Annotated in this window: 24 protein-coding genes and 1 tRNA gene; 1 reads left to right on the forward strand and 24 read right to left on the reverse strand. The window is 57.1% G+C overall.

The genetic code is table 11. The annotated features are described in order from the left end of the window. Positions 1-4 precede the first annotated feature (4 nt). From nuoN to rlmE, 21 genes are all read right to left on the reverse strand, one after another. Complete coding sequence (nuoN, locus tag AT959_RS09330; protein WP_066882706.1) at positions 5-1,483, reverse strand: NADH-quinone oxidoreductase subunit NuoN; 1,479 nt, start codon at positions 1,481-1,483, stop codon at positions 5-7. A 12-nt stretch (positions 1,484-1,495) separates the two neighbouring features. Then, positions 1,496-2,980, reverse strand: a complete 1,485-nt coding sequence (locus AT959_RS09335) for an NADH-quinone oxidoreductase subunit M (RefSeq protein ID WP_066882707.1) — start codon at positions 2,978-2,980, stop codon at positions 1,496-1,498. 33 nt (positions 2,981-3,013) lie between these two features. Further along, complete coding sequence (nuoL, locus tag AT959_RS09340; protein WP_066882708.1) at positions 3,014-5,050, reverse strand: NADH-quinone oxidoreductase subunit L; 2,037 nt, start codon at positions 5,048-5,050, stop codon at positions 3,014-3,016. A 2-nt stretch (positions 5,051-5,052) separates the two neighbouring features. Beyond that, positions 5,053-5,364 carry an NADH-quinone oxidoreductase subunit NuoK gene (gene nuoK, locus AT959_RS09345; protein ID WP_066882709.1) on the reverse strand — a complete coding sequence of 104 codons (312 nt, stop codon included), beginning with the start codon at positions 5,362-5,364 and terminating at the stop codon, positions 5,053-5,055. 14 nt (positions 5,365-5,378) lie between these two features. After that, on the reverse strand, positions 5,379-5,975 hold the full coding sequence (locus AT959_RS09350) for an NADH-quinone oxidoreductase subunit J (protein WP_066882710.1): 597 nt from the start codon (positions 5,973-5,975) through the stop codon (positions 5,379-5,381). A 12-nt stretch (positions 5,976-5,987) separates the two neighbouring features. Further along, the gene (nuoI, locus tag AT959_RS09355) at positions 5,988-6,476 is read right to left on the reverse strand and encodes an NADH-quinone oxidoreductase subunit NuoI (RefSeq protein WP_066882711.1); all 489 of its coding nucleotides are present in this window, start codon (positions 6,474-6,476) and stop codon (positions 5,988-5,990) included. A 10-nt stretch (positions 6,477-6,486) separates the two neighbouring features. Further along, positions 6,487-7,536, reverse strand: a complete 1,050-nt coding sequence (gene nuoH / locus AT959_RS09360) for an NADH-quinone oxidoreductase subunit NuoH (RefSeq protein ID WP_066882712.1) — start codon at positions 7,534-7,536, stop codon at positions 6,487-6,489. Further along, positions 7,537-9,867, reverse strand: a complete 2,331-nt coding sequence (gene nuoG, locus AT959_RS09365; RefSeq protein ID WP_066882713.1) for an NADH-quinone oxidoreductase subunit NuoG — start codon at positions 9,865-9,867, stop codon at positions 7,537-7,539. Positions 9,868-9,918: 51 nt separating this feature from the next. Continuing rightward, entirely contained in the window at positions 9,919-11,247 is a 1,329-nt protein-coding gene (nuoF, locus tag AT959_RS09370) for an NADH-quinone oxidoreductase subunit NuoF (RefSeq protein WP_066882714.1), read from the reverse strand. Beyond that, entirely contained in the window at positions 11,247-11,720 is a 474-nt protein-coding gene (gene nuoE / locus AT959_RS09375; protein ID WP_066882715.1) for an NADH-quinone oxidoreductase subunit NuoE, read from the reverse strand. Before nuoE ends, nuoF begins: the two co-directional genes overlap by 1 nt. Further along, a complete protein-coding gene (locus tag AT959_RS09380) occupies positions 11,720-12,973 on the reverse strand; it encodes an NADH-quinone oxidoreductase subunit D (RefSeq protein WP_066882716.1) in 1,254 nt (417 codons plus the stop codon). Before AT959_RS09380 ends, nuoE begins: the two co-directional genes overlap by 1 nt. Then, positions 12,966-13,571 (reverse strand): NADH-quinone oxidoreductase subunit C, encoded by a 606-nt coding sequence (locus tag AT959_RS09385; protein ID WP_066882717.1) that lies wholly within the window; start codon positions 13,569-13,571, stop codon positions 12,966-12,968. The genes AT959_RS09380 and AT959_RS09385 overlap by 8 nt, the downstream gene beginning before the upstream one ends. A gap of 19 nt (positions 13,572-13,590) precedes the next feature. Further along, the gene (locus AT959_RS21605; protein WP_066882718.1) at positions 13,591-14,067 is read right to left on the reverse strand and encodes a NuoB/complex I 20 kDa subunit family protein; all 477 of its coding nucleotides are present in this window, start codon (positions 14,065-14,067) and stop codon (positions 13,591-13,593) included. A 3-nt stretch (positions 14,068-14,070) separates the two neighbouring features. Beyond that, positions 14,071-14,442, reverse strand: a complete 372-nt coding sequence (gene ndhC, locus AT959_RS21610; RefSeq protein ID WP_066882719.1) for an NADH-quinone oxidoreductase subunit A — start codon at positions 14,440-14,442, stop codon at positions 14,071-14,073. A gap of 65 nt (positions 14,443-14,507) precedes the next feature. Next, positions 14,508-14,592 (reverse strand) — tRNA-Leu (locus AT959_RS09400). Positions 14,593-14,645: 53 nt separating this feature from the next. Then, positions 14,646-15,017, reverse strand: a complete 372-nt coding sequence (gene secG / locus AT959_RS09405) for a preprotein translocase subunit SecG (RefSeq protein WP_066882720.1) — start codon at positions 15,015-15,017, stop codon at positions 14,646-14,648. Between the two features lie 8 nt (positions 15,018-15,025). Beyond that, complete coding sequence (tpiA, locus tag AT959_RS09410; protein ID WP_066882721.1) at positions 15,026-15,778, reverse strand: triose-phosphate isomerase; 753 nt, start codon at positions 15,776-15,778, stop codon at positions 15,026-15,028. A 78-nt stretch (positions 15,779-15,856) separates the two neighbouring features. Beyond that, the gene (gene glmM, locus AT959_RS09415; RefSeq protein ID WP_066882722.1) at positions 15,857-17,215 is read right to left on the reverse strand and encodes a phosphoglucosamine mutase; all 1,359 of its coding nucleotides are present in this window, start codon (positions 17,213-17,215) and stop codon (positions 15,857-15,859) included. Continuing rightward, complete coding sequence (folP, locus tag AT959_RS09420; protein ID WP_066882723.1) at positions 17,208-18,047, reverse strand: dihydropteroate synthase; 840 nt, start codon at positions 18,045-18,047, stop codon at positions 17,208-17,210. Before folP ends, glmM begins: the two co-directional genes overlap by 8 nt. A gap of 56 nt (positions 18,048-18,103) precedes the next feature. After that, a complete protein-coding gene (ftsH, locus tag AT959_RS09425) occupies positions 18,104-19,984 on the reverse strand; it encodes an ATP-dependent zinc metalloprotease FtsH (protein WP_066882724.1) in 1,881 nt (626 codons plus the stop codon). Positions 19,985-20,039: 55 nt separating this feature from the next. Continuing rightward, positions 20,040-20,657, reverse strand: a complete 618-nt coding sequence (rlmE, locus tag AT959_RS09430; protein ID WP_066882725.1) for a 23S rRNA (uridine(2552)-2'-O)-methyltransferase RlmE — start codon at positions 20,655-20,657, stop codon at positions 20,040-20,042. A gap of 31 nt (positions 20,658-20,688) precedes the next feature. Between rlmE and AT959_RS09435 the strand changes: the two genes are divergently transcribed. Beyond that, on the forward strand, positions 20,689-21,051 hold the full coding sequence (locus AT959_RS09435; RefSeq protein WP_066882726.1) for a YhbY family RNA-binding protein: 363 nt from the start codon (positions 20,689-20,691) through the stop codon (positions 21,049-21,051). Here AT959_RS09435 and AT959_RS09440 read toward each other — a convergent pair whose 3' ends face one another. The 3 genes from AT959_RS09440 to carB form a co-directional block, all read right to left on the reverse strand. Beyond that, complete coding sequence (locus tag AT959_RS09440) at positions 21,052-21,513, reverse strand: DUF4149 domain-containing protein (RefSeq protein ID WP_066882727.1); 462 nt, start codon at positions 21,511-21,513, stop codon at positions 21,052-21,054. Positions 21,514-21,520: 7 nt separating this feature from the next. Further along, positions 21,521-21,997 carry a transcription elongation factor GreA gene (gene greA, locus AT959_RS09445; protein WP_066883047.1) on the reverse strand — a complete coding sequence of 159 codons (477 nt, stop codon included), beginning with the start codon at positions 21,995-21,997 and terminating at the stop codon, positions 21,521-21,523. Between the two features lie 68 nt (positions 21,998-22,065). Further along, positions 22,066-25,272, reverse strand: a complete 3,207-nt coding sequence (carB, locus tag AT959_RS09450; RefSeq protein ID WP_066882728.1) for a carbamoyl-phosphate synthase large subunit — start codon at positions 25,270-25,272, stop codon at positions 22,066-22,068. Between the last annotated feature and the right edge of the window lie 3 nt (positions 25,273-25,275).

Raw genomic sequence — 25,275 nt, forward strand, 5'->3', positions numbered from 1 at the left:
CGTATCAGAGCGATCGCAACAGGGCGTAAGCACAGAGCGACATGATCACCTGCGGGAAGACCCCGAGCAGACCAATCGCCAGACCATTTGCAGAAATCAGGATCCGCATGTCCATGCCTGCCTGGATCGGCGTCTCATCAAGCGGTGCATCGAAGTACATCAGCTTGACGACGCGTAGGTAATAGAAGGCACCGATCAGCGAGAAGAGCACAGCGACGATGGCCAACCACATATAACCTGCCGCGACGACCGCCTGCAACACGGAGAACTTGGCAAAAAAGCCGATAAAGAACGGCACACCGGCCATCGAGAACATGATCATCAACATCACGCCGGCAAACCACGGGCTACGCTTGTTCAGTCCCTTGAAGTCATCCAGATTGTCAGCCTCGAAACCGGCCCGCGACATCAGCAGAATCATGCCGAAGGAAGCGGTGGACGTCAGCACATAGGCAATCACATAGAACATTGCCGAGCTGTATGCGTTCAGTGCGTAACGTGCGTCGCCGCTGACCACGCCGGTGGTGATCCCGAGCAGCATGAAACCCATGTGGGAAATTGCCGAGTAGGCCAGCATGCGCTTGAGATTGGTCTGGGCAATTGCCGCCAGGTTACCGATCGCCATCGACAGAACGGCCAGGATGATCAACATCGTCTGCCAGTCCTGGGCCATGGTAATCAGGCCATTCACCAGCAGACGCATGACGATCGCAAAAGCCGCCAGCTTCGGGGCCGAGCCGATGAACAAGGTCACCGAAGTCGGAGCGCCGTGATAGACGTCGGGAATCCACATGTGGAAAGGAACGACACCAAGCTTGAAGGCGAGTCCGGAAACAAGGAAAACCAGGCCGAAGACCAGTACCGATTTGTTAACGCCACCACTGTAGAGACGCTCAGCAACACCGGTAATTTCCAGGGTTCCCGTCGCACCGTAGATCATCGACATCCCGTAGAGCAGCAAGCCGGAAGCCAGGGCCCCCAGCACGAAGTACTTCATTGCGGCTTCGGTGGAGACAACCGATTCGCGATTCATCGCAACCATGGCGTAAAGCGACAGCGAAAGCAATTCCAGACCCATATAAACGGTCAGGAAGTGATTGGCCGAGATCATGACCATCATGCCCAGCGTCGCGAACAGCGCCAAGACGTAATACTCACCCTTGTTCATCGCTTCCCGCTCGATGATGTAGCCACGGGAATAGAACAGAACGATGACCACCGTCATGTACAGGAAGAGCTTCAGCAAGTCAGACATCAAGTCGTCGACGAACATGTTGCTGAAGGTATAGGTAATTTCACCCGTACTGGTCGAGAACTGGATCAAGGCACAACCGATCAACGTCAGTTGGGCCAAGACAAACGTCACGGTGCGCCGGCTATCCTTGACGAGAAGATCTACCATCAGGATGACCAGAGCCATCGCTGCCAGGAATAGCTCCGGCGCGGCGGGCAGGAGGTCGGGAACAACGAAATTGTCGAACATGTCGGCTACCGTTTATTGAATCTTGCTGATGGCGACGTGACGCAGCAGGTCGGTGACCGAAGCGTGCATGACTTCCGTGAAAGGCTGCGGGTAGAGACCCATCCACAGGGTGGCGATGGCCAGCACGCCAAGAATGGCGAACTCGCGCTTGTTGATGTCAGACAGTTCTTCGACGTGGTGATTGCCTACGTCGCCGAAGACTACCCGCTTGTACATCCACAGCGAGTAGGCAGCACCGATGATCATCGCGCTGGCGGCGGCAAAGGCGACCCAGAAGTTGAACTTGACGGCGCCGAGGATGACCATGAACTCGCCGACGAAGCCGGAGGTGGCCGGCAAACCGGAATTGGCCATGGTAAACAGCATGAACAGGGCGGCAAACTTCGGCATCTTGTTGACCACACCACCGTAATCGGCAATCTGGCGGCTATGCACCCGGTCGTACATGACGCCGATACAGAAGAACATGGCGCCGGAGACGAAACCGTGCGAAACCATCTGGACCAGCGCGCCTTCGATGCCCATCGGGCTGAACATGAAGAAACCGAGCGTCACGAAACCCATGTGGGCGATCGATGAGTAGGCCACCAGTTTCTTCATGTCCTCCTGAACCAGGGCGACAAAACCGATATAGACCACTGCAATCAGCGACAGGGCAAGCACCAGGCTGGACAACTCATGCGAAGCATCCGGCAGGATCGGCAGCGAAAACCGCAGGAAACCGTAGGCACCCAGCTTCAGGGCAATGGCAGCCAGCACGATCGAACCGCCGGTCGGTGCTTCGACGTGAGCATCCGGCAACCAGGTATGCACCGGCCACATCGGCACCTTGACGGCGAAGGCGATCAGGAACGCCAGGAACAGCCAGATCTGGGCACCGAGCGCGATCGGCAGTTTGTGCCATTCGAGAATGGAGAAGCTGCCACCGGACTGGATGAACAGATACATCAGGGCCAGCAGGAAGAGCAGCGAGCCGAACAACGTGTAAAGGAAGAACTTGAAGGCCGCGTAAACCCGGCTCGGGCCGCCCCAGACACCGATGATCAAGTACAGCGGGATCAGCGAAGCCTCGAAGAAAACGTAGAACAGAACGCCGTCGAGCGAGGTGAAAATGCCATTCATCAGGCCGGACATGATCAGGAAGGCTGCGTTGTACTGGGCAACCTTATTCTGGATCACTTCCCAGCCAGCCGCCACCACGATAATGGTGATGAAGGCGTTGAGCACGACGAAGAGCATGGAGATGCCATCGACGCCCAGGTGATAGTTGATGTTGAAACGGGGAATCCAGGTCTTCAGTTCGACGAACTGCATGCCGCCATTGGCGATATCAAAACCAGTCCACAACGGAATCGTCACCAGAAAGGCGGCGATGGCACCAAACAGGGCAAGCATCCGGGCCAGCGGGGCATTCCGGTCGGAACCGGTCGCCAGCACGAAAAAGCCGGCGACGATCGGAATCCAGATGGCGAAAGATAGCAGCGGGTAAGTCGACATGTTATTCCTTGCTTTTCTGCGAACTATTCACGGCTAGGCGCGGTTGATCCACAGGGTCATCAGCACAAAGACGCCGATGATCATGGTGAAAGCGTAGTGATAGACGTAACCTGTCTGGAACAGACGGGTTATTGAAGAGATCCAGCCCACAAGCTTGGCCGAGCCATTGACGATGAAGCCGTCGATGACCGCGACGTCGCCGCCGCGCCACAGGGCTTTACCTAAAAGACGGGCGCCGCCGGCGAAGACCACATCGTTGAACTTGTCGAAGTAGTACTTGTTCTCCAGCAAGGTGTGGATGGCCGAGAAACGACGCTGGATGGCTGCCGGAATGTCCGGACGCTTCATGTAGAAGAACCAGGACAGCACCACACCGGACAGCGCCAGGATGAACGGCAGCGAGGTCAGGGAGTGGACCCCCATGGCCGCCGCGCTGTGGAACTCTTCCTTGAGATGTTCCATGGCCGGATGGGCGTGATGATCGATATGGATGACGCCATCGAAATAATTGCCGTACAGCATCGGTTCGATCGCGATGTAACCGATCAGCAGCGACGGAATGGCCAGCAGAACCAGCGGCAACCAGACGACCCACGGGGTTTCGTGGGGCTTCTGGCCGGGAGCCAGGCCATGATGGTGGTCGTGCGAGGTCTCTTCGTCGTCGTGATCGCCTTCGTGCTCGTGGTGGTGCGCATCGTCAGCCTTGCCGAAACGCTCTTCGCCGTGGAAAACGAGGAAGTACATGCGGAAGGAGTAGAAGGCAGTGACGAAAACACCGGCGAGTACCGAGAAGTAGGCAAAACCGGAACCCGGAATATGGGACAGGCCGACCGCCTCGATGATCGAGTCCTTGGAATAGAAACCGGACAGGAACGGGGTACCGATCAGGGCCAGCGAACCGACCAGCGAGGTGATCCAGGTGATCGGCATGTATTTACGCAGTCCGCCCATATTACGGATGTCCTGATCGTGGTGCATGCCAATGATTACCGAGCCAGCAGCAAGGAATAGCAAAGCCTTAAAGAAGGCATGCGTCATCAGGTGGAAGATGGCGACCGAATACGCCGAGGCACCAAGAGCAACCGTCATGTAACCAAGCTGGGACAGCGTCGAATAGGCGACAACGCGTTTGATGTCGTTCTGAATGATGCCAAGGAAGCCCATGAACAGTGCAGTGATAGCACCGATAACTAGCACGAAGGACAGTGCAGTGGTGGACAGTTCGAACAGCGGCGACATGCGCGACACCATGAAGATACCTGCGGTCACCATGGTCGCCGCGTGAATCAGTGCGGAAATCGGGGTCGGGCCTTCCATCGAATCCGGCAGCCAGACATGCAACGGCACCTGGGCCGATTTACCCATCGCACCGATGAACAGGCAGATACAGGTGACCGTCATCAGCGACCAGTCAGCAGCACCCCAGATATTGATCGTGGTGGCGGCCAGTTCCGGTGCCTTCTCAAAGACGGTTTTGTAATCCAGCGAACCGAAGTGGGCCAGGACCAGACCGATACCCAGAATGAAACCGAAGTCGCCAACGCGATTGACCAGGAAGGCCTTCATGTTGGCAAAGATGGCGGTCGGACGGGTATACCAGAAGCCGATCAGCAGGTAGGAAACCAGACCGACAGCCTCCCAGCCGAAGAATAGCTGCATGAAGTTGTTGCTCATCACCAGCATCAGCATGGAGAAGGTAAACAACGAGATGTAGCTGAAGAAGCGGTTGTAGCCCGGGTCTTCCTGCATGTAGCCGATCGTGTAGATATGTACCATCAGCGACACGAAGGTGACGACCAGCATCATCGTGGTAGTCAGCGTGTCGATCAGGAAACCGACTTCGAAGCGATAGTCACCGCTGGTCAGCCAGGTGTACACCGTGCCGTTGTAGACATGACCGGCCTGCACATCCTTGAAGATGATCACGGAGGCGATAAAGGCGGTAGCGACCCCGGCGATGGTCACGGTATGGGCCAGCCAGCGCGGAATGACCCGGCAGAACAGGCCGGCGACCATTGCCCCAAATAATGGTGCAAGGGGAACGAGAAGGTAAAGTTTCTGCATTTCCATGGTTAACCCTTCAGGCTGTCCAGGTCATCCACATGGATGCTCTTGAGATTGCGGAACAGCACGATCAGTATGGCAAGGCCAATGGCCGATTCGGCAGCGGCGACGGTCAGAATGAAAAAGACGAAGATCTGACCGGACAAGTCCTGCAAGTAGTGCGAAAAGGCCACGAAATTCATGTTGACCGCAAGCAGCATCAACTCGATGGCCATCAGCAGCACCAGCAGGTTCTTCCGGTTAAGGAAGATGCCGACGATACTGATCGCAAACAGAATGGCGCCCAGAATCAGGAAATGCGAAAGTGACAGAGTTAGCATAGTCTTCCCGGGGTTCAGTCTTTTTCAACCGGCATCTGCAGAACGCGGACGCGATCCTTCGCCTTGACGAAGACCTGCTGATTCGGGTTGGTGTACTTGGTCTTCTTGGGACCACGGTAAGTAAGAACAATCGCCGCAATCATGCCGACCAGCAACACGATGGATGCGAGTTCAAACGGATAGACGTAATCGCTGAACATCAGCGCACCAATACTCTTGGTATTGGAAATACCAGCCGGCACGAGGGCCTCTGCGGCCGGCACCTGGAAGTACTTGCTGCCGAGCACCAGGCCCATCTCCAAAACCATCAGCAGGCCGAGAATCGCTCCCAGCGGCAGGTAGTTCCAGAAGCCCTGGCGAATGCGATCCATATTGATGTCGAGCATCATGACCACGAAGAGGAATAGAACCATCACCGCGCCGACATAAACCAGAATGATGGCGATGGCCAGAAACTCGGCTTGCAGCAGGGACCAGATGCCGCCACAGGTGAAGAAGGCGAGGATCAGGTGCAGCGCGGCGTGAACCGGATTGCGCGCAGTAATGACGCGCAGGCTGGCGACGATCAGAATCGCCGACAGGAAGAAAAAGACCAATGTCTGAAAATCCATCACTTGTACCCGTTATCGGTAAGAGGCATCGAGTTCGCGGTCCTTGGCAATCTGCTCTTCGTAGCGGTCGCCGTTGGCCAGCAACATTTGCTTCGTGTAGTACAGATCGCCACGCTTCTCGCCGTGGTATTCGAAAATGCGGGTTTCAACCACCGCATCGACCGGACAGGCTTCTTCGCAGAAACCGCAAAAAATGCACTTGGTCAGATCGATGTCATAGCGCGTCGTACGGCGCGAGCCATCATCACGCGGCTCTGCTTCGATGGTGATTGCCATCGCCGGGCAGATCGCTTCACACAGTTTGCAGGCGATGCAGCGCTCTTCCCCGTTCGGGTAGCGACGCAAGGCGTGCAGACCACGAAAGCGGAAGCTCTGCGGCGTCTTTTCCTCGGGATACTGAACGGTAATCTTGCGGGCAAAGAAATACTTGCCGGTCACCGCCATGCCTTTCAACAACTCCTTGAGGAGGAGGCTGTTGAAGATTTCCTTCATCGAACCCATGAGTCTCTCCTCAATTCCAGATATTCAGCGGGGACATCATCCAGACCCCGACGACGACAAGCCAGATCAGACAAACCGGCACAAACACCTTCCAACCAAGACGCATCAGCTGGTCATAACGATAACGCGGGAAAGTGGCACGGAACCAGAGGAACAGGAACAGGATGGCCGCAACCTTGGCGAACAGCCAGAGGATGCCGTCCGGCAGGAAGCCAACCGGTGACAGCCACCCACCCAAGAACATGATCGAAGTCAGCGTGGACACCAGGATCATGTTGCCGTATTCGGCCAGGAAGAACACCGCGAAGGCCATCCCGGAATATTCGACGTGGAAGCCGGCGACGATTTCGGATTCACCTTCGCAGACGTCAAACGGCGCGCGGTTGGTTTCAGCCACACCGGCAATCAGGTAGACCAGAAACATCGGCAGCAGCGGCAGCCAGTTCCACGACAGGAAGCTCAGCCCCCAACTGGCGAAGCGACCTTGATCCTGGGCATGCACGATATCGACCAGGTTGAGGCTGTTCGACACCATCAGCACGCAGATCAGCGCGAAGCCCATCGAGATTTCGTAGGACACCATCTGCGCAGCGGCGCGCATGGCTCCGAGGAAGGCGTACTTGGAGTTCGAGGCCCAACCGGACAGGATGATGCCGTATACGCCCATCGAGGTGATCGCCATGATGTAGAGCAGGCTGGCGTCGATGTTGGCCAGCACCAGTGTCTCGTTGAACGGCACCACCGCCCAGGCGGCCAGTGCCGGCGCGATGGCCAGCATCGGGGCGATGATGAAGATCGCCTTGTTGGCGCCGCTTGGCACCACGATTTCCTTCATCAACAGCTTCAGGCCGTCGGCGATCGGCTGGATCAGACCCCACGGGCCAACCCGGTTCGGACCGATCCGCACCTGCATATAACCGATTACCTTACGTTCGGCCCAGGTCAGATAGGCAATGCTCAGCATTAGTGGCGCGACGATGAGGACAATTTTGAGCAGCGTCCACACGGCCGGCCAGATACCGCCGAAAATTCCCTGACCGAAGTTCATCAGTGCGTCCATTTATGCACGCTCCACAGAAATCTGACCGAACATGTCGCCCAGTGCGGCAGTGCTGGCATGTGCCGCGGCGACGCGAACACAACCAACCGGCACGTTATTGTCGGCCTGGGCGACCAGAACAGCTTCACCCTGCCCCTGTTTGACGCGAACCTGCGCACCGCCAGCCAGACCGAGTTGAGCCAGCGTCTGTTCGCTGATCCGTGCCATCGGCGCCTTGGCATCGACGGTCTGTTGCAGAGCCGGCGAACGACGCGCCATGGCATCGGCAAAGTTGATCGGCACATCGGCGATGCGCTGCAGGCCATCGACCGTACCCGGCAGGGCAATTGCCACGCCGTTCAGGCCATTGTCCAGACTGCCGACAAACTCGGCCCCTTTGCCCAGCACTTCATCACGCACCGCTTCGCTGGATTCGTAGCCGAAACCGTCAAGATTCAGCACATTGCCCAGTACGCGCAGGATCTTCCAGGCCGGACGGGCTTCACCGCGCGCCTTGACGACACCGTTGAAGCTCTGCACGCGCCCTTCGATGTTGATAAAAGTACCGGCTGTTTCGGTAAAGGGTGCAATCGGCAGCATCACGTCGGCGTATTCCAGCGCCGGCGCATGCTTGAAGGCTGACATGTAGATCACCAAGCTGGCTTGCTTCAGGGCGCCAAGCACCAGTTGCGGGTTGGCGCAGTCGAACTCGGGTTCGACCCCCATCAGCACGTAAGCCTTGCGCGGCTGCTCGAACATCTGGCGGGCATTGGCACCGGAAGGCAGCGCCCAGCCGGCGTGACCGCCGAGGGTATTGGCGCCTTCGCCGAGGAAGCCGACGCTGGCGTTGGTCAATTTGCCGAGTTCGAGGGCCAGTGCATGCAATTGAGTCGCGGCGGCCGACTGGGTGGCCACGTTGCCGAGGAAAATGGCGCGCTTGTCGCCATCGACCAAGCTTTGGGCAATCGCCCTGGCGCTATCGCAGACGGCAACCGATTCGAGGCCGACCGGAGCGGCGACGCCCTTGATTTCGGCAGCAGCCTTGACCACGGCAGCCAGCGTCTGGGCCAGTTGCGAGGGCGCGACGGTAAGTTTGGCATGCAGGCTGATCAGTTGATCGTCACCCGCCACGGAGAGCAGGCTGACCTTGGTATATTTCTTGGCGGCCTGGCGCAGGCGCTGAGCCAGCAGCGGGTGATCCTTGCGCAGAAAAGAGCCGATGACCAAGGCGGCGTCGAGATCCTTGATCTCGGCCAGCTTGAGGCCCAGCCACGGCGTGCCGGCCCGTTTGAAATCGGTGCCGAAATCGCTCTGGCGCGGCCGAAAATCGACATTGCCGCTGCCCAGACCCTTCATGACCTTGCCGAGCAGGAACAGCTCTTCCAGCGTCGAACTCGGTGCAGCCAGCGCAGCCAGGGCGTCACCGCCGTTGTCGCGGGCAACATCCTTCAGACCGTGCGCGACGTAGTCGAGCGCCACGTTCCAGTCGACTTCCTTCCACTCCCCCCCCTGCTTGACCATCGGCTTGGTCAGCCGTTCGTCGGAATTCAGAGCCTGGTAGGAGAAACGTTCCTTGTCGGAAATCCAGCACTCATTGACGTCTTCGTTCTCGCGCGGCAGCACGCGCATCACGTTGTCGTGCTTGACCTGAACAACCAGGTTGGCGCCGACCGAATCGTGCGGGCTAACGGACTTGCGGCGCTGCAGTTCCCAGGAACGGGCGGTGTACCGGAAGGGCTTGGATGTCAGCGCGCCAACCGGGCACAGGTCGATCATATTGCCCGACAATTCGGAGTCGACCGTACGACCGAGGAAGGTGGTGATCTCGGAATGCATGTTGCGGTTGGCCATGCCGAGTTCCATGATGCCGGAGATTTCCTGGCCGAAGCGCACGCAACGGGTGCAGTGAATGCAACGGCTCATCTCTTCCATCGAGATCAGCGGGCCGACATTCTTATGGAAGACGACATGCTTTTCTTCGGTATAGCGGCTCTTCATCGGGCCGTAACCGACCGACATGTCCTGTAGCTGGCACTCGCCGCCCTGATCGCAGATCGGGCAATCGAGCGGGTGGTTGATGAGCAGGAATTCCATCACCCCCTTCTGCGCCTTGACGGCCAGTTCGGAGTGGGTGAATACCTTCATGCCGTTGGTCACCGGCGTTGCGCAAGCGGGCAACGGCTTCGGCGCCTTTTCCACCTGCACCAGACACATCCGGCAGTTGGCGGCAATCGAGAGTTTCTTGTGGTAGCAGAAATGCGGGATGTACACGCCAACCTGCTGCGCGGCATCCATCACCGTGCTGCCGTCGGGTACTTGCGCTTTCTTGCCGTCGATTTCGATTTCTAGCATGTCGCTACCTTGTAGCCAGTTCTTTCGTATCTATCGCTTGGAAGGTTTCGTTCAGGCCTGAACCTTGTGGAAACCACTGCCCGCCCATTGCACATCCTTGGGAACGAGACAGGTCTTGTGTTCGATGTGGTACTCGAATTCGCTGCCGAAGTGCTTGAGGAAGCTCTGCACCGGAAACGCGGCGGCGTCGCCGAGCGCGCAGATGGTGCGACCGGCAATATTGCCCAGCACGCTGTTCAGCAGATCGATATCCTCGGGCTTGCCCTGGCCGTTTTCGATGCGATGCACCACCTTGTACATCCAGGCCGTGCCTTCGCGGCAGGGCGTGCATTGGCCGCAGGATTCTTCGTAGTAGAAGAAGGACAGACGCTCCAACGCCTTGACCATGCACACCGTCTCGTCCATGACGATGACCGCACCGGAACCGAGCATGGAGCCGCCCTTGCTGATCGAATCGTAATCCATGGTGCAATCCATGATCACGTCAGCCCGCATAACCGGCGCGGACGAACCGCCGGGGATAACTGCCTTCAATTTACGACCGCCGCGCATGCCACCACACATTTCGAGCAGCGTGGCAAACGGGGTGCCAAGAGGAATTTCGTAGTTACCCGGACGATTGACATGGCCGGACACCGAAAAGAGCTTGGTGCCGCCGTTGTTCGGCTTGCCCAGGTTGAGGAACTCCTCGCCGCCCATCTTCAGAATGAAGGGGATAGAGGCGAAGGTTTCGGTATTGTTGATCGTCGTCGGCTTGCCGTACAGACCGAACGAGGCCGGGAACGGCGGCTTGAAGCGCGGCTGGCCCTTCTTGCCTTCGATCGATTCGAGCAGCGCGGTTTCTTCGCCACAGATATAGGCGCCGTAACCGTGGTGGGCAAACAGTTCAAAATTAAAACCGGAGCCAAGAATGTTCTGACCAATGAAACCGGCAGCACGAGCTTCGTCGAGCGCTTCTTCAAAACGCTTGTACTCCAGCCAGACTTCGCCGTGTACGTAGTTGTAACCGCGCGTTGCACCCATCGCGTAGGCGGCGATGGCCATCCCTTCAATGACCGCATGCGGGTTGTAGCGCATGATGTCGCGGTCTTTGAAGGTCCCCGGCTCCCCTTCGTCGGTATTGCAGACAACGTACTTGTCCCCCGGGAAGGAGCGCGGCATGAAAGACCATTTGAGACCGGTCGGAAAGCCGGCACCGCCACGACCGCGCAGCACTGACTTCTTAACTTCGCCGATGACTTCTTCCTGGGAAATCTTGTTGCCCAGGATGCGCTTGAGCTGCTGATAGCCACCGCGCGCGACGTAATCCTTCAGGTGCCAGGTGTTATCACCATCAAGCCCCTCCATCAGGACGCCGTTGATCGAACCAAGCATGGCCATTATTTGCACTCCTCAAGCAGCTTGTCGATCTGTTCCGGATGCATGTGGCTGCACATTGAGCGGTTATTGACGATGAAGACCGGCGCGTCGCCGCAGGCCCCCATGCACTCACCTTCCTTCAGCGTGAATTTGCCGTCGGCGGTGGTTTCGCCATAGCCGATACCCAGCTTCTTCTGCACATATTCGCCGGCGTGATTGCCGCCGGACAAGGCGCACGGCAAATTGGTACAGACCGTGATCTTGTACTTACCGACCGGCTTCAGGTCGTACATGTTGTAGAAGGAAGCCACCTCGTAGGCGGCCATCGGCGGCATGCCGAGGTAGTTGGCGACCGCTTCGATTGCTTCCGGCGGCAACCAGCCCTTTTCTTCCTGAGCGTGGGCGAGACAGGCCATCGACGCCGACTGCTTCTGCTCGGCGGGATACTTGGCGACCTCGCGGTCGAATTTCTGGAGGGTTTCAGCGGAAAACATCAGCGGTCGATCTCGCCAAAAACAATATCCTGGGAACCGATAATCGTAACGACGTCGGCAAGCATGTGGCCGCGGGACATTTCGTCCATGCCGGCCAGGTGTACATAACCCGGTGCGCGAATCTTCATCCGGTAGGGCTTGTTGGCACCATCGGAGATGAAGTAGATACCGAATTCACCCTTCGGGTGTTCAACAGCGGCATAGGCCTCGCCGGCCGGGACGTGTATACCTTCTGTAAAGAGCTTGAAGTGGTGAATCAGCTCTTCCATGTTGGTCTTCATGCCTTCGCGCGGCGGCGGCGCCACCTTGTGATTGTCGGTAATGACCGGACCGGGGTTCTTGCGCAGCCAAGCGATACACTGCTTGATGATGTTATTGGACTGGAGCATTTCCTCCATGCGGACCAGATAACGATCATAGCTGTCGCCATTGACGCCGACCGGCACGTCAAATTCGACCTTGTCGTAGGCAGCGTAAGGCTGCTTCTTGCGCAAGTCCCAGGCAATGCCCGAGCCGCGCAGCATGGCGCCGGTGAAGCCCATCTGCTTGGCGCGCTCCGGCGTCACCACGCCGACATTGACCAGACGCTGTTTCCAAATCCGGTTGTCGGTCAGCAGCGTGTGGTACTCGCTATGGTAGGTCGGAAAGCGGTTGGTGAAGTCTTCGAGAAAATCGAGCAGCGAACCGCTGCGATTTTCGTTCAACTCGCCGGCCTTCTTGGCGCTTGTCCAGGTCGACGCTTCGTATTGCGGCATGCGGTCCGGCAGGTCGCGGTAAACGCCACCCGGACGGTAATAAGCGGCATGCAGGCGCGCCCCGGAGACCGCCTCGTAGGCATCCATCAGGTCTTCGCGTTCGCGGAAGGTATACAGCGCCATGGTCATCGCACCGACGTCCAGCGCATGACAGCCGATCCACAACAAATGGTTGAGTATCCGGGTAATTTCATCGAACATCGTACGGATGTACTTGCCACGCTCAGGCACTTCAATACCGAGCAATTTCTCGGTAGCCAAGCAATAAGCATGTTCGTTGCACATCATCGACACGTAGTCGAGACGATCCATATAGGGAACGGATTGAACCCAAGTCCGGGTTTCAGCCAGTTTCTCGGTTGCACGGTGCAACAAACCGATGTGCGGATCGGCGCGCTGCACAACCTCACCATCCAGCTCAAGCACCAGGCGCAGAACACCGTGTGCCGCCGGATGCTGTGGACCGAAGTTCAGCGTAAAATTGCGGATGTCAGCCATGGGCGGTATCCCCGAAAGTATCTTCGCGCACGATGCGCGGGGTGTTTTCACGCGGCTCGATGGTAACCGGCTGATAGATGACGCGCGCCTGATCCGGGTCATAGCGCATTTCAACGTGACCGGAAATCGGGAAGTCCTTGCGGAACGGATGGCCGATGAAGCCGTAGTCGGTCAGAATACGACGCAGGTCGTCATGACCGACAAAAGCAATACCGTAGAGATCGAATGCCTCACGTTCAAACCAATTAACACTGGTCCAGATACCGGTCAGAGAATCAACTGCCGGAAACTCGTCATCCTCAGCAAAGACCCGAACGCGCAGACGCCAGTTGTTGTTCAGCGATAGAAGATGGGTGACCGCAGCGAAACGCTTGCCTTGCCAAGCCCCGTCACCATAGGTGGAATAATCCACACCACAGAGATCGATCAGCTCGTCAAAGCCCAAATCGGCTTCGTCACGCAACATTTTCATCACAACGAGATAATCAGCGGAGGCAACCTCAACGGTTACCTCACCGAGAGCAATCTTCAGCGACCTGAGCTTGTCACCGAAGTGCTTCTGCAAATTCTGGCTAAGCGTTTCCAGCTTGGCGGACATAGTGAATCAGCCTTGGCAATTAACGAGCGATGGTATTGGTACGGCGAATCTTGTTCTGCAACTGAATGATGCCGTACAACAAGGCTTCAGCCGTTGGAGGACAACCCGGCACGTAGATATCAACCGGCACAATCCGGTCACAACCGCGAACTACGGAATAGGAATAGTGGTAATAACCACCACCGTTGGCACAGGACCCCATTGAGATAACCCAGCGCGGCTCGGCCATCTGGTCATAGACCTTACGCAATGCAGGCGCCATCTTGTTGGTCAGCGTACCAGCAACGATCATCACATCAGACTGACGCGGACTCGGGCGGAACACAACACCGAAACGATCAAGATCATAGCGAGCACAACCGGCATGGATCATCTCCACCGCACAGCAAGCAAGACCAAAAGTCATCGGCCACATCGAGCCGGTGCGCATGTAATTAATCAGTTTGTCAGCCGTAGTGGTGACAAAACCCTCTTGGAGAACACCTTCAATGGCCATGCTTTATTCCCATTCCAGCGCACCCTTGGCCCAGGCGTAGACATAGCCGATAACCAGGATGGCGACGAAAACCAGCATTTCGATGAAACCGAACAACTTGATTGAATCGGTCGCGACGATATCCTTGAAAATCGTCGCCCACGGAAAGAGGAAGGCGATTTCCAGATCAAACAGAATAAAAAGGATGGCAATCAGGTAATAGCGCACATCAAACTTCATGCGCGCATCTTCGAACGCCTCAAAGCCGCACTCGTAGGGAGAGAGCTTCTCCGGATCCGGCTTGCTAGGCGCAAGCAGAAAACCCATCGCAACCGGCAACACGCCAACCGCAACACCCACCAGAACGAACATCAGGATTGGAAAGTAGTTTTCCATGACCCGCCGCCAATATTCAGTTTCTTGTAAGAAACAGCAAACCTTACGGTCACTGCCCCAATTATTGGTGCCGACGGCGAGACTCGAACTCGCACAGCTTGCGCCACTACCCCCTCAAGATAGCGTGTCTACCAATTTCACCACGTCGGCACTACGTTTTTTGCACCACCTAGCGAGGACTATGCCAGGCAACACACCTTGCTTTACTTCGGAATATCTTTTGCCTTGGAACCCGCATCAGCAGGAGCCACCACCCCCTCAGAAACAGCCGGGACCGGCAACGAAACCGGCTGCGATTGTACCGTTTCTTGCATCACACTGCCAGACGTTTTTGGCTTGCTAGATGCTACATAAGCCAAGGCGAGACTGGTCACAAAAAACACCGCAGCCAGAACTCCTGTAGTACGACTCATAAAGTTCGCCGAACCGGAGGAGCCAAACAAACTTCCGGAAGCCCCACTACCAAACGCCGCCCCCATATCCGCCCCCTTGCCATGCTGAACAAGGACCAGACCAACAATAGCGAGTGCCACGAGAATATGGACCGTTAAAACCAGAGAGAAAAACCAGCTCATTTCACCACCTATGAATTTGCCGCGCGGCAAATCGCAAGAAAATCTTCAGCAACCAGCGCAGCCCCACCAACCAAACCACCATCGATATCGGCTTGCGCAAACAATTCGGCAGCACCCTGCGGCTTGACGCTACCACCGTACAAAATACGCAAATACTCAGCAACACCAGGATCCAAAGCCGCAACCTGAGCGCGAATAGCCGCGTGCACCTCTTGAGCCTGGGATGGCATAGCCGTTAGACCAGTACCAATCGCCCAAACAGGCTCATAAGCCACAACCATCTTGGCGAAACCCGCCACCCCAAGGTAATCAAGCACCACAGACAACTGACGAGAAACCACAGCCTTCGTTTGCCCAGCATCACGCTCAGCAAGCGACTCACCAACACACAAAACCGGCGACATGCCTGCAGCCAAAACAGCAGCACATTTCATTGCCACGATCCGATCGGTCTCACCAAACAACTCACGCCGCTCAGAATGACCAACAATAACGTAAGCGCAACCAAACTCGGCAAGCATGGCAGCCGCAACCTCTCCGGTATAAGCCCCCGCCTCATGCTCACTTACATTTTGAGCCCCCAGCACCAAGCGCGAGTGCTGTACTTTTGCCGAAACCTGAGCCAGATAGGGATATGGAACACAAACCAACACCTCGCTACTAACATCAGACAAACCGGCAAGCAACCCATCCAGCAACGCTGCATTTGCCTGAATACTGCCATGCATTTTCCAGTTTCCGGCAACAAGCTTTTTACGCATGAATTGGCTGATCTTTTATGGCGAAAAACCTTTGGATTATAGCCGGGAGCACAATTTTCGGTCAAGGCAAGAGCATCTTCAACTTGATTGCACCGCCGTCCTCACCACCGATGCCAACTCGTCCGCCGCCGCCAAAACCTGCTCGGCACACTCCCCCTCCACCATCACCCGCAGCAAGGGCTCGGTTCCGGAAGCTCGCAACAGAACACGCCCCCCTCCCGACATCTTGCGCTCGATCTCAATTAGAGCAGCTTGAATCGAAGGATCATCCTGCCATGGAAAACCCTTTGAAATCGGGACATTGATTAGCTTTTGGGGATACAGCTTAAGGCCAGCCAGTAATTCTTTGAGCGTTCCCGCGGACTCGCGCAAGGCCGCCAGCACTTGCAGCGCAGCAACCGTACCATCGCCAGTGGTATGGCGATCTAACGCAAGGATGTGTCCGGAATTTTCACCACCAAACAGCCAGCCACGTTCGTTTAACATTTCCACGACATAACGATCACCGACTGCAGCACGTGCAAAAGGAATATCCATCCGCGCCAAGGCATGCTCCAGCGCCAGATTGGTCATCAAGGTACCAACCACACCAGCCACTTTCCCATGGCGCGCACGGCCACAAACAATGGCGTACAGGAGCTGGTCGCCATCGTAGAGGCAACCATCGGCATCTACCATCTGAATTCGGTCCGCATCGCCATCAAGCGCAATACCCAGATCGGCTCGCTGCGCCAGCACAGCATCAACCAGTGCCTTTGGCGCAGTCGCGCCAACGCCATCATTGATGTTCAATCCATTCGGCTGAGTTCCAATGGTCGTAACTTCAGCACCAAGTTCATGAAATACGTCAGGCGCAGTTTGATATGCCGCACCATGAGCACAATCAACGACGATTTTCAGGCCACGCAGATCGAGATCATTCGGAAAAGTACTCTTGCAAAACTCAATATACCTTCCGCGCGCATCGTCGATGCGCCGCGCCCGACCCAGATCAGCAGAGGTCACACAATGCATGGGCTGATCAATCAAGGCCTCGATGGCGCGCTCCATCGCATCGGGCAGCTTCGTGCCCTGTGCCGAGAAAAATTTTATTCCGTTATCGTAATAGGGGTTATGTGAAGCCGAAATCACGATACCCGCCTGCAGACGCAACGCCCGCGTCAGGTAGGCGATAGCCGGGGTCGGCATCGGACCAACCAGACATACATCGACACCGGCAGCGGCAAAACCAGCCTCAAGCGCTGACTCCAGCATATAGCCGGAAAGCCGGGTGTCCTTGCCAATCAGTACCGATGGGCGCTCACCCGCTGCCATCGCAGTATTTTCCAGCAAAACCTTGCCCGCAGCGTAACCGAGGCGCATCACAAAGTCAGGCGTAATCGGCGTCTGCCCGACTCTGCCGCGAATTCCATCTGTTCCAAAATATTTTCTACTCACAGAACGCTCCCTGTTCGATTGCCGCCATGACTTTCAAGGCATCGCGGGTCGCCGCGACGTCATGCACACGCAATATTTTCGCACCTTTTTGAGCAGCCAACATCGCGGCCGCAACACTTGCCGACAGACGCCCATCGACAGCCCTGCCAGTAATTGCCCCCAGCATGGTCTTTCGAGACACACCGACCAACAACGGATACCCGACTTCACCGAGTGCGGTCAACGCACGAAAAAGGGCCAGATTGTGATCAAGCGTTTTCCCAAAACCAAAGCCCGGGTCAAGAATCACACGTTCCCTGGCAATCCCCGCTTGCAAGCAAGCATCAACTCTATCAAGAAGATAATCACGAACCTCGGCAACCACGTTTTCGTAACGCGGCGCTTGTTGCATCCCGCCAGGCTCCCCTTGCATATGCATGACGCAGACTGCGCAATCACTGTCACGCACCAGATCCATCGATGCCTGATCACGCAAGCCGGTAATGTCATTGAAAAGAGAGGCCCCCGCCGCTATTGCCTCACGCATGACAATCGGCTTGTAGGTATCGACCGAAACCGGCACCCCCCAGTCAGCAACCCGATGCAATACCGGCAACAAACGACGCAATTCCTCATCTGCCTGCGTAGGAATAGCACCAGGCCGTGACGACTCTGCGCCGATATCGAGGATATCCGCTCCCGCATCGAGCTGATGCCGCGCATGCGCGACCGCTCGTTCGACATCATTACTCAAACCATCACTTGAAAAGGAATCAGGCGTCAGGTTGACGATACCCATCAGCAATGGGCGATCCAGGCTGAGCCGAAAACGGCCACAATGAAGAATTGACATGGCTATAAAAGAAAAAAGCCGGAAGCAAGCTCCCGGCTGTTATGAAAATCAGAATATCAGGCTGTTGCGGTGGCGGTTGGCTCTGCCCCCGGCGTGTTATCCGACCGGGAAGGACGAGGGGCACTCTGGGAAGGCTTCGGCGGACGCGGCGGTTTGCCATCCATGATGTCGTCGATCTGCTCGGCATCAATGGTTTCCCATTCCAGCAAGGCCTTGGTCATGGCTTCAACCTTGTCGCGGTTTTCTTCCAGCAGCTTGCGGGCTAGCGCGTACTGTTCATCGATAATCCGGCGAATCTCGGCATCGACCTTTTGCATCGTCGCCTCTGAAACGTTCTTGTGTTGCGTTACCGAACGACCAAGGAAGACTTCGCCATCGTTTTCGCCGTAAACCATCACGCCCAGATCGGACATCCCGTAACGGGTGACCATATCGCGAGCCATCGAGGTAGCGCGCTCGAAGTCGTTCGAGGCTCCAGTGGTCATCTGGTTCATGAACAACTCTTCAGCAACACGCCCCCCAAAAAGGACAGCAATCCGGCTCATCAAATATTCGCGATCATAAGCATAGCGATCCTGCTCCGGTAGCTGCATGGTCAACCCCAAGGCCCGGCCGCGCGGAATGATGGTGACCTTGTGCACCGGGTCAGATTTCGGCACCAACTTGGCAACAACCGCATGCCCTGACTCATGGTAGGCGGTATTCATCTTCTCGTCCTCGGTCATGACCATGCTGCGGCGCTCGGCGCCCATCATGATCTTGTCCTTGGCTTTTTCGAAGTCTTCCATGTCCACTAGACGCTTACTGCTACGGGCCGCAAACAGCGCTGCCTCATTGACCAGATTGGCCAGATCGGCCCCGGAGAAGCCAGGCGTGCCGCGAGCGATGATGTCGGCCTTGACGTCACCTGCAATTGGCACTTTGCGCATATGGACCTTGAGAATCTCTTCGCGCCCCCGGATGTCCGGCAGCGGCACGACGACCTGACGATCGAAGCGGCCCGGTCGCAGCAGCGCCGGGTCAAGGATGTCCGGACGGTTAGTCGCAGCAATGACGATGATGCCCGAATGCCCTTCAAAACCATCCATTTCAACCAGCAACTGGTTCAAGGTCTGTTCGCGCTCGTCATTACCGCCACCCAGACCAGCGCCGCGATGGCGCCCGACAGCGTCGATTTCATCGATGAAGATAATGCAAGGCGCGTGTTTCTTGGCGTTCTCGAACATGTCGCGGACGCGGGCCGCACCAACGCCGACGAACATTTCAACGAAGTCGGAACCCGAAATGCTGAAGAACGGCACCTTGGCTTCGCCGGCAATCGCCTTGGCAAGAAGTGTTTTACCGGTACCCGGACTACCGACCATTAGCACGCCCTTGGGGATGCGGCCGCCGAGCTTCTGGAACTTGGAGGGATCGCGCAGGAAATCGACAATTTCCTGGACTTCTTCCTTGGCCTCATCGCAACCGGCGACATCGACAAAGGTGATGGTGTTCTGGGCTTCGTCGGTCATTCTCGCCTTCGACTTACCGAAGGAGAAGGCCCCGCCCTTGCCGCCACCCTGCATCTGGCGCATGAAAAACACCCAAACGCCGATCAACAACAGCATCGGGAACCAGCTAACGAAAATACTCATCAGGAAGGAAGGCTCTTCTTCCGGCTTGGCCTCGATCTTGACGCCGTTTTTCAGCAAATCGGAAACCAGCCAGAGATCCGGCGGTGCGTAAGAGGTAATACGCTTACCATCGGTCGTCGTCGCCTTGAGCGTGCGACCTTCCATGACCACCTTGTTGATACGCCCCTGTTTCACTTCTTCAATGAACTGGGAGTACTCGATCGAGCCTTGCGCGACCTGACGGGTATTGAACTGGTTGAATACTGTCATCAGCACAAGACCAATGACCAGCCAGATTGCGAGGTTTTTGAACATGTTGTTCAAGCTTGCTCTCCTTCTACAGCGTAGAGCGATAAAAACGCCATTTTATACACAACTTTCAACGCAACACACGACCGAGCAAATAAAGCTCGGCACTTCGATCCCGAGACGCATCCGGTTTACGGACCACGACAGTCTTGAACGCTTCGCGCATAGAACGGAGAAAATTTTCGTAATCAGTTCCCTGAAAAACTTTGACCAGAAAAGCACCATCCGGTTTCAAATGGGCTTTAGAAAATTCCAGACCGAGTTCAGCCAGATACATGACCCGCGCCTGATCAACCATGGGCACACCCGACATATTGGGGGCCATGTCGGACATTACAAGCCCGACTTGCCGTTTACCGAGCTTTTCTTCGAGTTTTTTCAGGACGTCTTCTTCGCGAAAATCCCCCTGAATGAAATCGACTCCGTGAATGGGCTCCATCTCGAGCAGGTCGAGCGCCAGGACAAGGCCACCATCGCCCACCCGCTTGACCGCAACCTGCGACCAGCCGCCCGGGGTCGCCCCAAGATCGACGACCACCTCGCCGCGCCTTAACAGGCGATCCTTATCATCGATCTCCATCAACTTGAAAGCGGCACGGGAACGCCAGCCTTCCTTTTTCGCGAGCTGAACATAGGGATCATTAATATGCTCCCGCATCCAAGCTTTGCTGGTCCTGGTTATAGCCATTCGGTAAAATGCCGTTTTTGAAAGGTTTACTATGCCGCAATTATCATCTATCGAACGCCGTGAACTTCGCGCCCGCGCTCACAATCTGGATCCCGTCGTCTCGATTGCCGAGAATGGTCTGACCGAGTCCGTCCTCAAAGAAATCGACATCAATCTCAAGGCCCACCAGCTGATCAAGATTCGCGTCTACGGCGACAGCCGCGAGAATCGCATTGCCTATCTTGAACAGATCTGCGCCGAACTTGATGCTGCCCCCGTCCAGCACATCGGGAAACTGCTGATCGTCTGGCGTCCCACGGCTGGTGAGAGCGCTACGGTCAACGGTGCGCAAAACCCAAAATCGCGCGGCCCTGCCTCAGCCCCGCGCCGCACCAAGCGCAGCTTCCAAGGCTGATCACTTCAGTCCGCGACTGCCCCACAAGGCAAGCCAGGCTCCCAGCAGACTCTGCACCAGATAGAGGATGCTGGAGATCCCGTGCCAGGCGACAAAACGATCGCGCAACACGCTTTCCATGACTTCGCGGGGCAAGGCGTCGGCTTTCAGTTGCACCATCAGCGGCTGAATACCGAACTGGCTGGCCAAGGTCATCAAGGCCATCGCCAGCACCAGCCAGAAGACGGCGCTCTTGAAAAAGCGCCCGCCCCAGCGCGATACCAGGAAAAGCAGTAGATAAGCCGCACTTCCCAGGCCGACCCAGCCGATCAGGGCGAACAGCTTACCGGCAATGACCCCGGCCAGTTGCCGGTCACCCAGACTGGCGAACAATACCGGGGCGGCCATATAGCCGATTGTCCATACCCCCCCCACCCAAAGCGTGATGGCAATGATGTAGAGGGCATCGGCCAGCTTGCGCATCGCTGAATTATTCGTAGCGAACGTCGATGATTTCGTATTCGCGAATACCGCCCGGCGCCTGCACCTGGGCGATATCGCCGGCATACTTGCCGATCAGGGCACGTGCCAGTGGAGAGCTGACCGACAGCTTGCCGGCCTTGATATCGGCCTCGTCCTCACCGACGATCTGATAAGTCACCGCATCGCCGGAGTCTTGATCCTCGAGACTGACCGTTGCGCCAAAGACACAGCGCCCATCGGCATCCAGCAGCTTAGGATCGATGATCTGCGCATTCGACAATTTGCCTTCGACCTCCTGGATACGCCCTTCGATGAAGCCCTGGCGCTCCTTGGCAGCGTCGTACTCGGCATTTTCAGAGAGATCACCATGCGAACGGGCTTCGGCGATTGCCGCGATCACCCAAGGGCGATCAACCGTCTTCAAACGGTGCAACTCTTCACGAAGTTTTTCGGCACCAGCCACGGTCAACGGAACTTTACTCATCATATATTCCAGCAAAAGCAAAACCGCCGGCGCCCGACAACGGGCCACCCGGCGGTTTCAGGTTCGTCTTAGTGAAGCTGTTTGTGCAGCGCCTGAATCGGATAGACCACCAATTCGCCGAGATTACGAATCCCCTCGGCAGCAGCCTCGGCCCCCCAGATCGTCGTATACATCGTGACCCGTGCCTGCAACCCAGAGGTCCGGATCGAACGGGAGTCGTTAATGGCCAGACGCTTTTCTTCCACCGTGTTGATGATCAGCGAAATTTCGTTGTTCTTGATCATATCGACGATATGCGGCCGACCTTCGGTGACCTTGTTGACCGATTGCACCGGCAAGCCGGCTGCCTCGATCGCGTGCGCCGTACCGCGCGTCGCCACCAGATGGAAACCAGCATCGTGCAGATGGCGGGCAATTTCGATGGCCTTGGCCTTGTCGCTGTCCTTGACCGACAGGAATACCTTGCCGGATGACGGCAGCTTGACGCTGGCCGCCAGTTGCGACTTGACGAAAGCTTCGGCGAAAGTGACGCCAACACCCATGACTTCGCCGGTCGACTTCATTTCCGGGCCAAGAATGGTATCGACGCCCGGGAACTTGACGAAGGGGAAGACGGCTTCCTTGACCGAGTAATAAGGCGGCACCACCTCGGCAGTCACGCCCTGATCCTGCAGGCTGCGACCGGACATGCAACGGGCGGCGATCTTGGCCAACTGCAGGCCGGTGGCCTTGGAAACGAAGGGCACGGTCCGCGAAGCACGCGGATTCACTTCCAGCACGTAGACGTCGTTGTCCTTGATGGCGAACTGCACGTTCATCAGGCCGCAAACATTCAGGGCCTTGGCCATCAGCTTGGTCTGCCGGCGCAGTTCGTCCTGCACAGTGGCCGACAGCGAATACGGCGGCAACGAACAAGCGGAGTCGCCAGAATGCACGCCGGCCTGCTCGATGTGTTCCATGACGCCGCCAATGATCACTTCCTCACCATCAGACAGCGCATCGACGTCGCACTCGACGGCGTCGTTCAGGAAGCGATCGAGCAGCACCGGCGAATCGTGGGAAACCTTGACCGCTTCGCGCATGTAGCGCTCGAGATCCTTCTGCTCATGGACGATTTCCATGGCCCGGCCACCCAGCACGTAGGATGGACGAACGACCAGCGGATAACCGATCTCCTGCGCCAGGCGCAGCGCATCCTCTTCGGTGCGCGCCGTGCGGTTCGGCGGCTGCTTCAGGCCGAGGTCATGCAACAGCTTCTGGAAGCGCTCGCGGTCTTCTGCGACGTCGATCGATTCCGGGCTGGTGCCGATGATCGGCACGCCGTTGGCTTCCAGCGCCAGCGCCAGCTTGAGCGGCGTCTGGCCGCCGTACTGGACGATGACGCCGACCGGCTTTTCGATAGCGACGATTTCCAGCACGTCCTCCAAAGTCAGCGGCTCGAAGTACAGGCGGTCGGAAGTGTCGTAGTCGGTGGACACGGTTTCCGGGTTGCAGTTGACCATGATCGTTTCGTAACCATCTTCGCGCATTGCCATCGCGGCGTGGACGCAGCAGTAGTCGAACTCGATACCCTGGCCGATGCGGTTCGGACCGCCACCGAGAACCATGATCTTCTTCTTGTCGGTCGGCATCGCCTCGCACTCGTCCTCATAGGTCGAGTACATGTAGGCCGTACCGGTCGAAAATTCGGCGGCGCAAGTATCGACGCGCTTGTAGACCGGGCGGACGCCCAGTGCGTGGCGACGGTTGCGGAATTCGGTCTCGGTCGTCTTCAGCAGATAAGCCAGACGACGGTCGGCGAAACCCTTGCGCTTCAGATAACGCAACTCGTCGGCGGTCAACGATGAAAATTCTCGTTTTTCCACCGCCAGTTCGAGATCGACGATTTCCTTGATCTGAACCAGGAACCACGGGTCGATCTTGGTCAACTCGAAGACCTTGTCGACCGTCATGCCGACGCCAAAGGCATCGGCGACGTACCACAAACGGTCCGGCGACGGCCGGGCCAGCTGTTCGTCGATGGTTTCCGGGTCGACCGTCTTCAGGTTGAAGCCGTCCACACCAACTTCCAGGCCGCGCAGGGCTTTCTGCAGCGATTCCTGGAAGGTGCGGCCGATGGCCATGACTTCGCCGACCGACTTCATCTGCGTGGTCAGCGTCGAATCGGCCTGCGGGAATTTCTCGAAGGCAAAACGCGGCACCTTGGTGACGACGTAGTCGATCGACGGTTCGAACGAGGCCGGCGTCTTGCCGCCAGTGATGTCGTTGGACAATTCATCAAGCGTGTAGCCGACCGACAGCTTGGCGGCGATCTTGGCGATCGGGAAGCCGGTCGCCTTGGAGGCCAACGCCGACGACCGCGAGACGCGCGGATTCATCTCGATGACGATCATCCGACCGTCCTTCGGGTTGATCGAGAACTGGACGTTGGAACCACCGGTATCAACGCCGATTTCGCGCAGCACGGCGATCGAGGCGTTACGCAGGATCTGGTATTCCTTGTCGGTCAGCGTCTGGGCCGGCGCCACGGTGATCGAGTCGCCGGTATGCACACCCATCGGATCAAGGTTTTCGATGGAACAGATGATGATGCAGTTGTCCGCCTTGTCGCGGACCACTTCCATCTCGTATTCCTTCCAGCCGAGCAGCGACTCTTCGATCAGCAGTTCGTGCGTCGGCGAGGCTTCGAGGCCGCGCTTGCAGATGGTCTCGAATTCCTCAGGGTTGTAAGCGATGCCGCCGCCGGTGCCGCCCAGCGTGAAGGACGGCCGGATGATGGTCGGGAAGCCGATCGCCGCCTGCACCTGATAGGCCTCTTCCATGCTGTGGGCAGTGGCGGAACGGGCGGAACCGAGACCGATCTTGGTCATCGCATCCTTGAACTTCTGGCGGTCCTCGGCCTTGTCGATGGCTTCCTTGGAAGCACCGATCAATTCGACCTTGAACTTTTCCAGCACGCCTTCACGGTCGAGATCGAGCGCGCAGTTCAGCGCGGTCTGACCGCCCATAGTCGGCAGCAGCGCATCCGGGCGTTCCTTCTCGATAATCTTGGCGACGACTTGCCAGGTGATCGGCTCGATGTAGGTAACGTCGGCCATCTCCGGATCGGTCATGATGGTGGCCGGGTTGGAGTTGACCAGAATAACCTTGTAACCCTCTTCGCGCAGCGCCTTGCAGGCTTGCGCGCCGGAGTAGTCGAATTCGCAGGCCTGACCAATGATGATCGGGCCGGCGCCAATAATCAAAACACTTTTTATGTCTGTACGTTTCGGCATATG

Source organism: Dechloromonas denitrificans (genome assembly GCF_001551835.1).
GTDB classification, from domain to species: Bacteria; Pseudomonadota; Gammaproteobacteria; order Burkholderiales; family Rhodocyclaceae; genus Azonexus; species Azonexus denitrificans.

Excerpts from the sequence above, each read along its gene's own strand:
- nuoN (WP_066882706.1), bottom strand. The coding sequence starts at position 1,483 with ATGTTCGACAATTTCGTTGTTCCCGACCTCCTGCCCGCCGCGCCGGAG.
- AT959_RS09350 (WP_066882710.1), bottom strand. The coding sequence starts at position 5,975 with ATGGATTTTCAGACATTGGTCTTTTTCTTCCTGTCGGCGATTCTGATC.
- secG (WP_066882720.1), bottom strand. The coding sequence starts at position 15,017 with ATGAGCTGGTTTTTCTCTCTGGTTTTAACGGTCCATATTCTCGTGGCA.
- ndhC (WP_066882719.1), bottom strand. The coding sequence starts at position 14,442 with ATGGAAAACTACTTTCCAATCCTGATGTTCGTTCTGGTGGGTGTTGCG.
- AT959_RS09440 (WP_066882727.1), bottom strand. The coding sequence starts at position 21,513 with ATGCGCAAGCTGGCCGATGCCCTCTACATCATTGCCATCACGCTTTGG.
- AT959_RS09435 (WP_066882726.1), top strand. The coding sequence starts at position 20,689 with ATGCCGCAATTATCATCTATCGAACGCCGTGAACTTCGCGCCCGCGCT.
- carB (WP_066882728.1), bottom strand. The coding sequence starts at position 25,272 with ATGCCGAAACGTACAGACATAAAAAGTGTTTTGATTATTGGCGCCGGC.
- AT959_RS09385 (WP_066882717.1), bottom strand. The coding sequence starts at position 13,571 with ATGTCCGCCAAGCTGGAAACGCTTAGCCAGAATTTGCAGAAGCACTTC.
- AT959_RS09380 (WP_066882716.1), bottom strand. The coding sequence starts at position 12,973 with ATGGCTGACATCCGCAATTTTACGCTGAACTTCGGTCCACAGCATCCG.
- nuoH (WP_066882712.1), bottom strand. The coding sequence starts at position 7,536 with ATGGACGCACTGATGAACTTCGGTCAGGGAATTTTCGGCGGTATCTGG.
- tpiA (WP_066882721.1), bottom strand. The coding sequence starts at position 15,778 with ATGCGTAAAAAGCTTGTTGCCGGAAACTGGAAAATGCATGGCAGTATT.
- nuoG (WP_066882713.1), bottom strand. The coding sequence starts at position 9,867 with ATGCTAGAAATCGAAATCGACGGCAAGAAAGCGCAAGTACCCGACGGC.
- greA (WP_066883047.1), bottom strand. The coding sequence starts at position 21,997 with ATGAGTAAAGTTCCGTTGACCGTGGCTGGTGCCGAAAAACTTCGTGAA.
- nuoF (WP_066882714.1), bottom strand. The coding sequence starts at position 11,247 with ATGGCCATGCTTGGTTCGATCAACGGCGTCCTGATGGAGGGGCTTGAT.
- nuoE (WP_066882715.1), bottom strand. The coding sequence starts at position 11,720 with ATGTTTTCCGCTGAAACCCTCCAGAAATTCGACCGCGAGGTCGCCAAG.
- nuoI (WP_066882711.1), bottom strand. The coding sequence starts at position 6,476 with ATGGGTTCGATGAAGGAAATCTTCAACAGCCTCCTCCTCAAGGAGTTG.
- AT959_RS21605 (WP_066882718.1), bottom strand. The coding sequence starts at position 14,067 with ATGGCCATTGAAGGTGTTCTCCAAGAGGGTTTTGTCACCACTACGGCT.
- rlmE (WP_066882725.1), bottom strand. The coding sequence starts at position 20,657 with ATGGCTATAACCAGGACCAGCAAAGCTTGGATGCGGGAGCATATTAAT.
- nuoK (WP_066882709.1), bottom strand. The coding sequence starts at position 5,364 with ATGCTAACTCTGTCACTTTCGCATTTCCTGATTCTGGGCGCCATTCTG.
- AT959_RS09335 (WP_066882707.1), bottom strand. The coding sequence starts at position 2,980 with ATGTCGACTTACCCGCTGCTATCTTTCGCCATCTGGATTCCGATCGTC.
- nuoL (WP_066882708.1), bottom strand. The coding sequence starts at position 5,050 with ATGGAAATGCAGAAACTTTACCTTCTCGTTCCCCTTGCACCATTATTT.
- folP (WP_066882723.1), bottom strand. The coding sequence starts at position 18,047 with ATGTCAATTCTTCATTGTGGCCGTTTTCGGCTCAGCCTGGATCGCCCA.